Genomic DNA, 14262 nt, shown 5'->3' on the forward strand with positions numbered 1-14262 from the left:
GCTACCGGATCAATCCGCCTCGCGCGTGGCCGCGGCCGGAAGCGGCTTGGAACCGTCGCCGACGATGGTGAAGGGCGCCCAATAGTAGGGATGCGAGAACTGCTCGCTCTGCTGAAGGATGACCTGCGATCGGGTCAGCGACTCGGCCTTGCTGGGCGCCGCAGCCGAGAACATCCCGGTCATCAGACGCACGGTCGCCACCGAGTCGACCGACCAGTGCGAGACGATCAGCGAGCGGCCGCCCGCGTAGATCACCGCCCGCGTCAGGCCGCCCAGCGCCTCACCGCCGCCCTGCAGGCCGCTTGACGCGGTGTCGCCGCCGGCGCCGCCGGTGTCGCAGGCTGAGAGAACGACCAGGTCGGCGTCCAGCTTCAGGTCCAGGATCTCGCTGGTGTCGAGCAGGCCGTCCGAATCGCCGATGCCCACCGAGGTCATCAGCGCCGGCTCGGGCAGGCAGGCCGACGGCTGCGGCAGCAGTCCGTGGGTGGCGAAGTAGAGCACCTTGTAGTCGGACAGGTCCTTGCGGTCCTTGACCTTCTCGTCGGTGAACTGCGAGCCGACGATGATGTCCTCGGGCTTGACGCCGCCGATGCTGGCGCCGACCGCGCGCACTTCGTCGGCCGTATCGGGCAGGGGCGGCATCTGCAGCAGCGCCAGCCGCGTATTCTCACAGACGTTCGAGAGGTCGCGTTCGCTGCGCAGGCTGACCGCCCGCTTCACCATGCCGGCATACGCGCGCGTGTCGGATTTCGCCGGCGTGGAGGGGTCGGCGAAGCCCAGGAAGCTCTGCTTCGCCCGCGAGGGCGCGAAGGCCCGCGACTGCATGAAGCTGGCGGCCGAAAGGACCAGCGCCGAGTCGGTCTTGGCGCCCAGCCAGGCCACCTTGCGGTAGTCGGGATCGCCGCCCGCGGGGACGCCCGCCAGGACAGCGGTGGGGTCTTCCGTCACCAGGGTGGCGACCGGCAGCGAGATCAGCGGGCCGTCGGGCTCGTAGATCAGGTGCTTGGCGGCCGTCACGTCCGAGGCCACCGGGCCGAACAGCTGCTTGAACAGCTGGTGCGAGCGGGCGACGTCGAAGGCGGGCAGGGTGTCTTCGGCCTCGAACGGCGAACGCAGCCGGCGCACCTCGGCGCCCGCCGTGCCGCGGTTCAGCCCGATGGCGTAGGGCTCGACCTTGGTCGGCGTCACCAGGAGGCCATAGCCGCGGCTGTCGAGCAGCAGGACCTTCACATAGGCCTCGTCCTTGGCGAGCACCTTCTGGAGGTCGGCCAGCGAGGCCTGCGACGAGACCAGCTGCGAGTAGCGCGGGTTGGCCGACAACAGTTGGCTTTCCAGGCTGTCGGACTGTTCCTGCAACGTCTTCAGACGAGCTTCGAGGTCGGCGCGTTCCTGGCCCACATAGGCGTTCGCGGCCTGGAGGTTGGCGGCCTGGGCCTCGGCGGCGCGCAGTTCGCGGCGGGTGTCGTCCAGGGCGCGCACCAGGCCGGTGACGGCGCCGTCGCCCGAGGCGACGCGGGCGGCCAGTTTGGAGACAGTCTGGGCCGTGGCGTTCGAGACCACGCTGGAGGCGGCGTTGAAGAAGCGCGACTTGTACTCGTCGGCCTTTCCGGGGTCGCTCTTGATGCGCTTTAGCAGCAGGTCGAAGTAGGGCGCGGCGTCGTCGGCCGAGGCGCCCAGGGCGCCGCGCTGCTCCTGGAACAGTTCGAAGGCGCGGGCATAGGTGTCGAGCGCCGCCTCTTCCTGGCCGGCGGCCACCTGCGCGCGGCCCAGGTCGAGCAGCAGCCCACCTTCGGCGGCGGTGGCCGCATGGCGCAGGCGAATGATGCGGATGGCGTTGTTGTACTTGGCGATCGCCTGGACCGGCTGGCCGGTGTCCATGTCGATCTCGGCCATATCGGCTTCGATGCGGGCGCGGAGCCAGACGTTGAGCGCGCCGCTGGCTTCGGCGGCAGTCAGCAGGCGGCTGGCGCGGCCCAGGGCCTCTCGGGCCCCCGCCGCGTCACCCTGGGCGGCGAGTGAGGAGCCCACCACCTCGAGCGCCTGAGCGTCCTGGACGGCCAGCCGATCCGCCAGCGAGACTTGGCTGCCGCCCATCACGTCCCGGCCGGCGGGACGGCGGTTGAGAGCCTGCGAGAGCTCGGGGCCGATGGCGACCTCGCCGGACGCATTGGCGATCGGCGCAGGCGCCCCCGAGCCCAGACCGCGATCGGTCCGGACCTGCTGGCTGGCGCGCAGCGCGGCCTGGCCGGCCTCGACCGCTTCGGCGAAACGGCCAGCGTTGCGCAGGTGGAGCGCGCGATAGGTGCGGGCCTGGGCGCTGAGCAGCGGATCAGCCGCGGCGGCCACCTGGGCGTCGGCGTCGCGGAACAGCCGGTCGGCCTCGGCGAAACGGCCGTTGTTCGAGACGTTGAGCGCCAGGTTCAGCAGCGCCTCGGCCATTTCCGCCGGCGCGGCGCGGCGGGCTTCGGCGTCGGCGACCAGGGCCTGGAAGTCGGTCTCGGCCGCCTCGAAGCGCCACTCGTTGTTCTGGACATAGGCGCGCGCGCGCAGGCGCGCCGGGTCGGCTGCGGCGGCGGCCTGGGCGCGGGCGAGGCCGCCGGTCGAGCCGCCGAAGTCGGCGGCGATCTCGGCGCTGGCCGCCGAGGTCTGGACCGCCGAGGCGGACGGCGGCTTCATCGCGCCCGACACCACCTTCAGGCCCGTCTCGAGGACGTCTGCGATCTGGGCCGGGCCTTCGGCGGCGAAGAGCCCGCCGCCCTTGTTCGACGAATAGGCCAGATAGGGCGCCTTGCCGGCGTTGCTGCGGCAGGCGCGGCGGCTCACGCCGCCCAGGCCGGCGACCTGTTCGGATTTGCTGGCGTCGCAGCTGGCGCGCGAGGCCAGCGAGGCCTCCCACACCCCGGAGTCAGCAGCCTTGGGCAGAACGTAGATGCGGCCCAGGCTGCCTTCCCATCCGCGGCAGCGGATGTTCCAGGCGCGACGGCCGGCGGCCTGCACGGCCGGATCGTCATAGTCGCGCACGGCCTGGCACACCGCGCCCGAGGCGGCGCTCTGCCCCAGGGGGATCAGGTCGGCCCGCGTCTGCGCGCCGGCCGAGGATGCTGCGCCGGTCAGGAGAACCGCGCCGCCCAGGAGGAGGAGGGTCTTGCCGATCATTTCTTCTGCCTGCGCTTGCGCCAGATTTCTTCGCTGCCGGTCCCCGCCACCACAGGATCGGTGACGATTTCGTCCGTGCTGGGGGGCGCCACGCCCAGGATCACCGGCGGACTGATCAGGCTTTCCGACGAAACCGCGTCGGATTGACCCTCGTCCGAGAGGTCGCTGTCGCCGTCGCCCAGGGTGTCGCGGATGCGCAGGGAGCCGTCGGCCATGCCCGAGCTCACCCCGCCCGTGCCGCCGTCGCCGCCCAGGCCGTCGCCCAGCCCGCCAGAGGCCAGCTGGCAGTTCGCCGTGCCGACATCGCAGCTGTTGAAGCGGTATGTCGCGCCGGCCGGCTGGCTGATCGGGTTGCCGTTGTTGTCGACCACCGTGAAGGTCAGCGCGCTGCTGGCTTGCTGGCCGCTCAGGAACTGGCCGTTGTTGGCGAAGGCGCCCCACAGGTCCACGACCTTGGGCGGGTCGATGATCAGGGCAGGCGTGAACTGGCCGGTGAACAGCAAGCCCACCGACTGCAGGCTACCCGAGGCGGCGGCGTTCTGCTGGACCACCTTGTTATCGGCCGAGACCTCGAGGCGGCCGGTGGAGACATAGACCTTCGACAGTTCGTCGCCGGTCGGCGCCACGCCGGTGGGCAAAAGGTTCGCGAGGTCGATGTTCTCGGGCGCCGTGGCCTGGATCAGCGTGATGAACCGTTGCGAGCCCATCAGGATATCCTGGCGGGCGGCGAGGCGGACTTCGCTGAAGGCGCGGATGTTGTTGTACTGGCCGCCGGAGAACGTGGCCGCGCCCAGTCCGCCGGTCACCAGAATCGAGCCCGGCCTCCATGTGAGGTCGGTCGCGTCGCCGATGCGCAGGATGCCGCCGCTGGTGGTCGGGGCCGCGATCCCGGTCACCCGGGCCGTGGCGGTCGAGCCGACCAGGAACGTCACGTTCGGCGTGTTCGTGGTGTTGATCGCCAGGTCCAGCAGCGAGAGGTCGCCTCGCGCGCCGCCGGTGGTCAGGCCGGCATAGATCTTGACCTGGCTGGAGGCGCGGATCTGACCGAACTCGGTGTTGTCCAGGACAAATCCGCCGCCGCCGGCGGCCCCGCCGACCTGTAGCGCGCCGCTGCGCGACTCGATCTGCACGGTGGGCGCCGTGACGGTTCCGGTGAGGTCGAGATCGCTGGCGGCGATGCGGACGACGCCCGCGCCGGTGGTCTGGCCCAGGGTCGCCTTGCCGGCGACGTCGATGTTGACGTTGCGGCCCGCCGACAGCGGGCTGGTCGCCGTGAAGTTGCCGAGGGACGTGATCGAAAGGTCGCGGACGACGGGGGCGATCGCATTGCCGAGGGACAACGTCGTGCCCTGCAGGATCAGGTCGCGCCCGGTGCGGTAGCTGGCGGTGGTGACGCCGCCGGTGGTGGCCCGCAGCGTCAGGTCTTCGCTGGCCGAGACATTGCCCGCCTGTACGGTGCCGCCCTGCAGGATGATCGAGCCCGCGTCGGCGCGCACGTCGCCCACGCGCAGCGCGCCGAGCGCGGTGACGGTGATGTTCCGCACCGCGACGAGCGGGTTGGTCAAGGTGAGGTCGCTGGTCGTGCTGCCGACAGTCAGGTCGCGGCCAGAGGTCACGTTGTCGAGTTGGATGGATGGCGCGCGCAGCGTGGCGTCGCGCGCGGACACAACCGAGACTGAGGCGGCCGACTGGCGCGTGATGTCCAGCGCCGCATCGCGGCCGCCGCGTACGGCGATTGTCGTGGCGCCGGTGACGCCGCCCGTGCCCAGTCCCAGCTTTGCGTCGAAGTCCTGGGATTCCACGCGCACCACGCGACCGTTGCCCGCGGTGTCGGGGTTGCCCACGAACTCGACGCCGACGGAGTCGGGCGAGGCGCCCGTCAGCGTCGCGTCGCCCAGCGAGGCCGTGCCGTGGTTGGCCAGAATGAAGATGTCGTCGCCGGCCCGCGCCGTGCCCACGATCGCGTCGCCGTTCGTCGCGACCACATAAAGGTCGCCCGAGGTGGAGACGGTCCCCAGCTTCACGCTGGCCGCCTGCGCGAAGACCCGGGGCGCGGTGACCGTGCCCACGTCCAGTGCGCCGCCGCGCAGATTGACGTTGCCGGCGGTGATCGATTCGATCTTGGCCGAGCCCAGGTCGACCAGCACGTTCTGGGGCGCGTTCAGCGAGATCGCGCCCGTGACCGTCGAAACGCCGTCGCCCAAGGTGATGTCGCGGCCCGAAGTTATGTTGAGCTTCTGGACGGCGGTGACCGCGTCGATCTTCACGTCGACCGTGGCCGAGATCGACCCGTCGCGCATGACGCCGACGCCCGCCAGCAGGACGTCGCCTTCGGTGGCCGTCGCGGTCAGGGCGCCCGAGGCGATCAGGCTGTTGGCCTTGACCGAACCGGACTTCGCATCGACGTCGCGCCCGGCCACGATGCGGCCCAGTTCGATGCTGGCGGTCGCGGCGATCTTGGCGTCCCGGCCGCTGCTGATGGTCGAAACCGCCGTCGCGTCGAACAGGCTGGCCACCAGAGCCCGGTCCAGCACGACGGACTCGACCATTGAGTCAAAGCCAAAGCCGTTGCCGTTGCCGTTACCGTTACCGTTGCCGTTCCCATTCCCGTTGCCGTTCCCATTGCCGCCGCTCTCGCAGCCTGCTAGCAGGCCGGCGTCGCAATCGGCGGTTTCGGACAGCGTCAGCGGGTCCCTGGTTTCCTCGGCGGGGCGCAGCCAGGGCCGCGGGAAGATGCGGCCGACGTTGTTGATGCGCAGGTCGCGCGCCGCGGTCGCCCTGTTCAGGAACAGGTCGGCTGAGCCGGCGCCGCTGGCCGCCGCGGTCGGCGCGCGGTCGATGATGCTGCCGCCACCCGACAGCACGATGTCCCCGCCGTCCGCCTTGGCGCCGGTGGCCGTGATCATGCCTTCCAGGTTGATGACCGCACCGCCCACGGCCGAGCGGTTCATCGCGGCGATGAAGACCGAGTTCGCGCGGCTCTCGCCGGCGAGGTCCAGGGCCACTTTGCTGTCGGTGCCCGCGCTGGCGCTGGGGATGATGAAGTCGACCAGGTCGAAATCGCCGCCGACCCCCGGCGCGAACCGGATCTGGTAGGTGCGCGCGGCGCCGTAGACCGCGCTGCCGTCGGCCGCAATTATGGACGAGCCCGAGCGGGTGACGACGCTGGGCCCCGCGAAGACCGCCGATCCCCCGTGAGCCGTGATGTCGGCGTTCGACAGGACGTATACCCGCGCGCCCGGCAGCGCATCGTCGCCGCTGAACGAAAACAGGTTCTTCGAGGGGTCCAGGAAGCTGGCCGTATCCGGCGTGCCGATCCCGACCAGCAGGCCGCCCACGTCCACGCGGGCGGTCTTGCCGAAGATGATGCTGTTGTTGCCGACGAACCAGACATTGCCGCCGAAGGCGCTGCCGACCTTACCCTCGATGACCCCTTCGATCTTCGTCGGGTTGAGGCTGCCGATCCGGTTGAGGACGATCCAGTTGCGGGCGCCGAAGTTGAAGGTGACCGTCTCTTCAGGCTTCACGTCGAACGTCGACCAGTTCAGCACCGTGCGCTGGGCGTTCAGGGTGACGTTGGTGTTCAGGCCGCTGGTCGAGATGACCGGATTGGCCCCGCCGGAGCTCACTTCCGGAATGCCGCCGACGGGCGCGGCCGAGACGCCCGAAGGCGCCAATGTCTGCAGGCCGCAGAGAGCGCCGCAGATGGCCGTGCGCGTGAGCAGCCGCACGCGGCGACCCTCGGACGATGCGTGGATGCGGATAAGCGGCGACATTACTACTCCCCCCTTCGCATCATAGCAGGCTGGCCGTGAGCTGGATCAGCACGCGGTCGCCCCGACGCGGCCCGCCGGGACGCGTGTTGTCCAGCGGGTGGGCATAGGTGACTTCAAGATTGGCGCGGTTGTTGACGCGGAAGATCACGCCGCCGCCGACCGACGAGAGCGAGCGGCTCTTCTCCACGCCGGTGACCCGGATGTTGTTGTTGGCCACATAGCCGGTGTCGAAGAACATGTAGGGCGCGGCCTGCACCTTGGGGTGCACAGCCAGAGGTCCGTAACGCAGCTCAAACGCGCCCGAGATCCCCTTGTCCCCGATCACGGCGGCGGGATCGTAGCCACGGCCCACCGTGAGGCCGCCCAGCGAGAGCTGCTCATAGGGCAGCAGGGGGCTGGAAGAATACTGCGCCTGACCGCGGACCATGCCGGTCAGGCGGTCGGTGAAGGCGATGTCGATGCCGCCCTGGCCCTTGACCACCCACGCTTCGGGTTTCGCTGCTTTGCGCGTTAGCAGCGCATCGCCAGCGTCGCTGCCGCCTAGGATCGAAAGTCCCTTTCGGACCCCAAGCCCGCCGCTCAGCAGCATCGGACGGCCACCGACCTCGGTGCGGTAGTCGCCGTCGGCGCGGGCGTAGAACACACGCAGCTCGTCATGGCTGAGACGTCCCGCCCCGCCGACGCTGGTCTTCTGGTCCACAAGGTCCAGGCCGCCCACCAGGTTCAGGTTCTGGTTGCGCGAGCGGACGAACGGGTAGGCAGCCTCGAGATTGGCCACCAGTGACTTGCTCTTGAGGTTCAGCGGGCCGAGCGAGCCGCCCGGGCGGCTCTCGCCGTAGGTGAGGGCGCCGCGTCCGGTCAGGCCTTCCGAGCCGAACCGGGCGCTCTCGGCCACCTGCAGCAGCCACTGCTCGTTGGAGTCCATGGTGTGGAAGGCCGTGATCGCGGTGCTCTCGCCGTAGCCGGTGTAGCCGGCGAGTTCGGTCCGCAGCAGGGCGCCCCAGCGGCCCGCGGCTTCGGAGCCGGTGTTAGTGATGTTGACGAAGGCGGAAGGCCCCTCGCGGGCGACGCTCAAGTCGATGTCGACGGCGCCGCGCGCGGCGCTGGTCGACGGCCGCACCGCGGCCCGCACGCGAACGCCCGGCACGTCGGACGCCAGCAGCAGATAGCGTTGGGCTTTGGCCATGTCGAAGGGCTTCATGCCCCTGAGCTTCTCCGCGTAACGCTCGATCGCTTCCTGTACGGGCCCCACATCGCCGCGGACGCGGACATTGACCACATGAGCCTCGATGACCTCGAGGGTCAGCGCGCCGCCGGCGATCCGCTGCTCCGGGATCTCGACCCGGGCCAGGACGCCGCTTTCGAAGATGATTCGCGCGGCGCGGTCGCGGATGGCGCAGATCACCGAAACCTTCTGGGGCTTGCCCAGAAATTCGGCATAAGTGGCGCGCAATTCGGCGTCGGATACAGCCGTCGCGCCACGGAAACTGACGCTGTTCAGCGTGACTTCAACGTCGGACGACTCGAGCGGGCAGGGGCCGGGCGGCTCCGCGGTGAAGGCGCCGCCGCCGCGGGACGGCGGCGGACGTGACACCCGCGCTCCCGGATCCAGCTCAGGGGCCGTGACGCCTGGGACGGCTGCGCCAGGCGTAGATTGAGATAGCGCAGGCGAAGTCAGGGCGGTCGTCGCGAGTACGAGCAGCCCAATGCGTGGCCAATGGCCGACGCGCCGCGCGGCACGATCACCCCCAAACATACGCGCACCCCCACACCCTAAGTTCGAACAGTCTTACCTTTCGCAAAAGGTGTTGTTAAGCGAAGACTCCTACTGGGCGACGGTGCCGCCACGGCAAGCGTCTGGGGTTGGTTTTGACAGGAATGCGCCGTATTCGGGCTACCTAAGCGGGTGTGAGCCCGCTAAGACTGGATACCTGTTCGCCGGGGGAGGGCCTATGGGGGGAGCACGAGCGTCGGGAGTCGTCGGCGCGCTATGCGCGACGATCGCAGCCGTCGTTGCCGCCTTCGCCCTGAGCGGAGGGCGCACGGCCACGGCCGCGCCTGAGAATTCGTCCATGGCCGCAGTCCACGAAGGCGTCGCCTCGTGCGCCGGGTCCAGTTGCCACAGCCGCCAGGTCGATTCGGGCGTCAACGTCCGCCAGAACGAGCTGATCAGCTGGCAGGACCCGTCCAGCCTGACCGGCGCGCACAGCCGCGCCTACAAGGTTCTGTACGAAGGCCGCGGCCAGGCGATCATCCGCAAGCTGGGCCTGGGCGAAGAGGGCGTCGCTCGCCAATGCCTGGGCTGTCATGCCGATCCCGCGCCGGCCAATCTGCGCGGCGCCAAGTTCCAGCTGAACGACGGCGTCGGCTGCGAGGCTTGTCACGGCGGATCGCGCAACTGGCTGGCCAGCCACCGCGCCGTGGGCGGCACCCACGCCGACAACGTCTCCCGCGGCATGCGGGCTCTTGAGAACCCCAAGGTTCGCGCCAGCGTCTGCCTCGACTGCCACTTCGGTGGGTCCCGCCAGGGCCAGTTCGTGACGCACGAGATCATGGCCGCCGGCCACCCGCGCGTCGCCTTCGAGCTCGACCTGTTTTCCAGCCTGCAGCAGCACTGGGACGTCGACGCTGACTATGTGAAGCGCAAGGGCCACGCGGGCGGGGTCAAGACCTGGGCCGTGGGCCAGGCCATGGCGCTGGAGCGGGCGCTGACGCTCTACGGCGAACCGGGCCGCACGCGCGGTGTGTTCCCCGAGCTCTATTTCTTCGACTGCCATGCCTGCCACCGGCAGATTTCGGACGATCCCAAGGCCCGCCCGCAGTGGCAGGCCAACCCAGGCCGTCCGATCCCGTCGGGCACGCCGCCGTTCAACGACGAGAACATGATCATGCTCTCGGCGGCCGCGAAGGTGGTGGCCCCGGGGCTGGCGGCCCGGCTCGACGCGGACAGCCGCGCGTTCCATGCCGCGATCGCCCGTGACCGGGCCGAATCGGTGCGGGCCGCGGCGAAGCTGGCGGGCACGGCGCGGGCGCTTTCGGACGCCTTCGCCGCGCGCAGCTTCTCGCGGGCTGAGACTCTGGCGATCGTCGACACCATCCTCCAGGGCGAGATCGCGCGCCGCTACACCGACTACACGGGCAGCGCCCAGGCGGTGATGGCGGCCGACACTCTGCTCAACGCGCTGGTCTCGTCCGGCCAGGCCGACCGTGGCGCGGTGGCGCGTATCCGCCCCAACCTGGATCGCGCCTATGCTCAGGTGCGGGACCCCAATGCCTATCGTCCCGAGGCCTTCCGGGCCTCGCTGACCCAGGTCGCCCAGGCCGCGAGGTCGCTGCGATGAAGCCACTGGCCCGTTCGGCCGCGTTTCTGGCCGCATTGGCGCTGGCGTCCTGCGGAGGCGGCGGCGGAGGCGGCGGTGGCTCGACCACGCCGCCCGTGACGACGCCACCGCCCACGGGTGCGACGGGCGTCTACACGCTGCCGGGCGCGCAGGCGCTGACGGCGGCCGAGGTGCAGCAGATCATCGCCCAGGCCGTGGCCGAGGCGCGCGCCCGCAACCTGCCGGCCGTGATCGCCGTCAGCGACCGGGTCGGCAATGTGCTGGCCGTCTATTCGATGACCGGCGCGCGCGCGACCGCGACGCTGCGCGCCGGCCCCACTGGCGTGAACACCGACGCCCAGGGCGCGGTCGTGCCCGCGGCCGGGGCCGCGATCGCCAAGGCCATCACCGGGGCCTATCTGTCGTCGGGCGGCAACGCGTTCTCGACCCGCACCGCCAGCCAGATCGTGCAGGAACACTTCCCGCCGGCCCCCACGACCGTGGGCCTGGAGAGCGGCCCGCTGTTCGGGGTGCAGTTCTCGTCGCTGCCGTGCTCGGACGTGACCACCCGTGTGGCTTCGAACGTGACCGGGCCTCGCCGTTCGCCGCTCGGTCTGTCGGCCGATGCGGGCGGCCTGCCACTGTACAAGGGCGGCGTCCTGGTGGGCGGCGTCGGCATCATGGCCGACGGCGACTACGGCTTCGACAAGAACATCCTCGACGTGGAAGACGACGCGGAGGAGGCGATCGCCTTCGCCGCCGCGACCGGGTTCCTGGCGCCGGAAGAGATCCGCGCCGACCGGGTGACCGTCGACGGCACGTCGCTGCGCTTCTCCGACGCCAACTCGGGCACGCTGCGCTCGACGCCGTCCAGCGCGCCGGCCTTCGCCAGCCTGCCGGCGGGCACGGGCGCGTTCACTGCGGTCAACGGCTACTACGCCGGCGGCGGCGCCCTGGCCGGCCAGGTCTATGGGACAGAGGCCTCGGGCCTGCGGCTGGCCACGACGGCCGAGTTCTCGATTGCCGGCGCCATGGTGCTGTCGAACGGCTCTGGCGCGAACCGCTTCCCGATCCGCGGCGGCACCGACGGGGCCGACGGCCTGACGCCGCTGACCCAGGCCGAAGTCCGGGCGATCCTGGAAGAGGCCTTCACGATCATGAGCCGGGCGCGGGCCCAAATCCGTCGCCCATTGGACAGCCGCGCCGAGGTTTCGCTCAGTGTGGTCGACACCCGCGGCCAGATCCTCGGTATCGTCCGCTCGCCCGACGCCCCGGTGTTCGGCATCGACGTCTCGGCCCAGAAGGCGCGCACGGCGATGTTCTTCTCGGCGCCGTTCGCGGCGTCCGATCTCCTGGCCGACCCCAGCGCCGACGTGCGCAGCTTCGTCCAGAAGTCCCGCGACTTCTTCGCGGACACCAACGTGTTCACCGGCCGCACCGCGTTCGGCGCCCGCACGATCGGCAACCTGTCGCGGCCCTACTATCCTGACGGTGAGGTCGGACGGCCAAACGGACCACTATCCCGCCCGATCACCCAGTGGAGCCCGCTCTCCACCGGTCTTCAGTCGGCGCTCATCATCGGCAACGTGGTCCAGCACCTGAACTTCGTGACGGGCGCCTCGGCGACCGACACGCCCCAGGTCTGCACCGCCCAGCCTGACGTCGCGCCGGGTCAGAAACGTCTGGCCAACGGTATTCAGATCTTCCCGGGCGGCGTGCCGATCTATCGCGGCGGCCGCATCGTCGGCGGCATCGGAATCTCGGGCGACGGCATCGACCAGGACGACATGATCGCGTTCCTGGGTACGCACAATGGCGGTCTCAAGGTGGGCGGCTCGGTCGGCAACGCGGCGCAGAGCATCCGCGCCGACCAACTGATCGTGGGACCTGTGGCGCCGGCGAGGCTGCGCTATGTGGGTTGCCCGTTCGCGCCGTTCCTCGATACCAACGACCAGAACGCCTGCCAGGGGAAATAGGCATGCGCCAAGTGTCCCTCATTGCGCTCATCGCTTTCGCCGGCCTCGCCGGCCAGGCCGAGGCGCGTGCGCATGGGGCCGGCAAGGCGCTGACCATCGACGAGATCCTCGCCCAGGCGGCGGCGACGGACTCGGGCGCGGTCGCCGGTCAGGACGCCCAGGCCGTGGTGCGGGGCGGCAACAAGGGCCGCAGTATCGATGACGTCCTGGCGATGGATGGCCGGTTCCAGCTGGCGGCTCTGGATCAGGAGCATGCCCCGTCCGCTGCGGCCCAGCCCGCGCCGACCGCGCCCGTCGATGCCGTGCCGCCGCCCGAGAGCGAGCCGGTTCCTGCCGACGACAAGCCGCTGGACGGCCGCCGCCGCCCCGGGCGCATCCAGGAACTGCCGCCGGCGATCGATCAGACCAACCCCGGGGCCGTGCGCGCGCCGCCGCCCGACGCATTCCCGCACGATGAGGTCCCGATCCCCGATCGCTGGCGTCTGGCCGGCGCGCTGGGCGTCACCAAGCCGCGCTGGTTCGACCCCTACAACCAGAACTTCCTGAAGGGCGACATCCCCATCAAGGGGACGCACGACTGGTTCTTCGCCTTCACCGGCATCTCGGACACGGTGGTCGAACCCCGGACGTTCCCGATCCCCGTGAGCGTGCAGACCACCTCGCGGCCCGGCAGCCTGGACATCTTCGGGCGCGACTCGAGCCTGGTGCTCGCCCAAACCTTCATCGCCGCCGCCTCGCTGATCCAGGGCTCGACGGCCTACAAGCCGCCGGACCTGGAGTTCCGCATCGCGCTGGCGTTCCAGGACAACTACGTCGACGTGCCCGAGAAGCGGGTGCTCTACGTCGAGCCGTCGAAGAAGACCAATCGGAACGACGCGTTCATCGGCGTGCAGGAACTGTTCGTCGACAAGCACCTGAGCAACGTTTCGGACCGCTACGACTTCGACTCGATCCGCATCGGCATCCAGCCGTTCTCCAGCGATTTCCGCGGCTTCCTGTTCCAGGACAACCAACTCGGCGTCCGGCTGTTCGGCAACCGCGACAACAATCGCTTCCAGTACAACCTAGCCGCCTTCTGGCGCGTGGAGAAGGACACCAACTCGGGCCTCAACGACCTGACCCAGCGGCTCCGCGACGACTACATTTTCCTGGCCAACGTCTATCGCCAGGATCTGCCGCTGCCGGGGATCACCTCGCAGGTCACGATCGTCCACAATCGCAACGGCGAAGGCGACGAGATCCAGATCGACAAGAACGGCTTCCCGGTGCGGCCGGCGCTGATCGGCGATCTGCGTGGGCGCAACTACAACGTCACCTATCTGGGCTACAACGCCGACGGCCGGATCGGGCGGGTCAACCTGACCGCCTCGGCCTACTACGCGTTCGGCGAGGACCGGAACAACATCTTCACCGGCCGCCCGGCCAAGATCCGCAGCTACTTCGTCGCCGCCGAGCCGTCGATGGATTTCGACTGGATCCGGGTGCGCCTGACGGGCCTGTACGCCTCGGGCGACAAGGACCCCTACGACAACCGCGAGCGCGGCTTCGACTCGATTTTCGAGAACCCGCAGTTCGCCGGCTCCGACACCAGCTACTGGATCCGCCAGACTATTCCGTTCGCCGGCGGCGGCCGGGTCATCGGGGTGAACGGGCGCAATGGCATCCTGAACTCGCTCCGGTCCTCGAAGGAAGAGGGGCAGTCCAACTTCAACAATCCCGGCACCGTGGTGCTGGGCGGCGGCGCCGACTTCGATGTCCTGCCCGAACTGCGAATCTCGACCAACGTCCAGCACATCGGCATGGCCAACACCTCGATCGTCCAGGCCCTGCGCCAGGAAGGCTCGATCCCGAAGTCGCTGGGCTGGGACGCCTCAGTCTCGACCATCTGGCGTCCGCACATGACGCAGAACATCGTGTTCCGCGGCTCGGTCGCGGTGTTCGATGCCGGCAAGGGCTTCAACGACCTGTTCTCGAACACGGCCCGGCACGACAAGTACTACTCGATCCTGCTCAACGCCATTCTGACCTTCTAGG

6 protein-coding genes are annotated in these 14262 nt (G+C 69.7%); 3 read left to right on the forward strand and 3 right to left on the reverse strand.

Translation table 11 applies throughout. The features are described from left to right. Positions 1-9 precede the first annotated feature (9 nt). The 3 genes from ACQ66R_RS23490 to ACQ66R_RS23500 are packed head-to-tail and all read right to left on the reverse strand — an operon-like array spanning position 10 to position 8526. On the reverse strand, positions 10-3156 hold the full coding sequence (locus ACQ66R_RS23490; protein ID WP_430426090.1) for a CHAT domain-containing protein: 3147 nt from the start codon (positions 3154-3156) through the stop codon (positions 10-12). After that, on the reverse strand, positions 3153-6932 hold the full coding sequence (locus ACQ66R_RS23495; protein WP_430426092.1) for a filamentous hemagglutinin N-terminal domain-containing protein: 3780 nt from the start codon (positions 6930-6932) through the stop codon (positions 3153-3155). The genes ACQ66R_RS23490 and ACQ66R_RS23495 overlap by 4 nt, the downstream gene beginning before the upstream one ends. A 19-nt stretch (positions 6933-6951) precedes the next feature. After that, the gene (locus tag ACQ66R_RS23500; protein WP_430426094.1) at positions 6952-8526 is read right to left on the reverse strand and encodes a ShlB/FhaC/HecB family hemolysin secretion/activation protein; all 1575 of its coding nucleotides are present in this window, start codon (positions 8524-8526) and stop codon (positions 6952-6954) included. A gap of 478 nt (positions 8527-9004) precedes the next feature. Here ACQ66R_RS23500 and ACQ66R_RS23505 point away from each other — a divergent pair, with 478 nt between their 5' ends. From ACQ66R_RS23505 to ACQ66R_RS23515, 3 genes are read left to right on the forward strand one after another with little or no spacing between them, the layout of a single operon-like run. After that, on the forward strand, positions 9005-10273 hold the full coding sequence (locus ACQ66R_RS23505) for a multiheme c-type cytochrome (RefSeq protein ID WP_430426096.1): 1269 nt from the start codon (positions 9005-9007) through the stop codon (positions 10271-10273). Then, complete coding sequence (locus tag ACQ66R_RS23510; RefSeq protein ID WP_430426098.1) at positions 10270-12228, forward strand: heme-binding protein; 1959 nt, start codon at positions 10270-10272, stop codon at positions 12226-12228. The genes ACQ66R_RS23505 and ACQ66R_RS23510 overlap by 4 nt, the downstream gene beginning before the upstream one ends. 2 nt (positions 12229-12230) lie before the next feature. Further along, positions 12231-14261 (forward strand): hypothetical protein, encoded by a 2031-nt coding sequence (locus tag ACQ66R_RS23515; protein ID WP_430426100.1) that lies wholly within the window; start codon positions 12231-12233, stop codon positions 14259-14261. Position 14262: the final 1 nt, after the last annotated feature.

Origin of the sequence: Phenylobacterium sp., assembly GCF_965284355.1 — a bacterium.
Taxonomy (GTDB): domain Bacteria; phylum Pseudomonadota; class Alphaproteobacteria; order Caulobacterales; family Caulobacteraceae; genus Phenylobacterium.

Excerpts from the sequence above, each read along its gene's own strand:
- ACQ66R_RS23510 (WP_430426098.1), top strand. The coding sequence starts at position 10,270 with ATGAAGCCACTGGCCCGTTCGGCCGCGTTTCTGGCCGCATTGGCGCTG.
- ACQ66R_RS23490 (WP_430426090.1), bottom strand. The coding sequence starts at position 3,156 with ATGATCGGCAAGACCCTCCTCCTCCTGGGCGGCGCGGTTCTCCTGACC.
- ACQ66R_RS23505 (WP_430426096.1), top strand. The coding sequence starts at position 9,005 with ATGGCCGCAGTCCACGAAGGCGTCGCCTCGTGCGCCGGGTCCAGTTGC.
- ACQ66R_RS23515 (WP_430426100.1), top strand. The coding sequence starts at position 12,231 with ATGCGCCAAGTGTCCCTCATTGCGCTCATCGCTTTCGCCGGCCTCGCC.
- ACQ66R_RS23495 (WP_430426092.1), bottom strand. The coding sequence starts at position 6,932 with ATGTCGCCGCTTATCCGCATCCACGCATCGTCCGAGGGTCGCCGCGTG.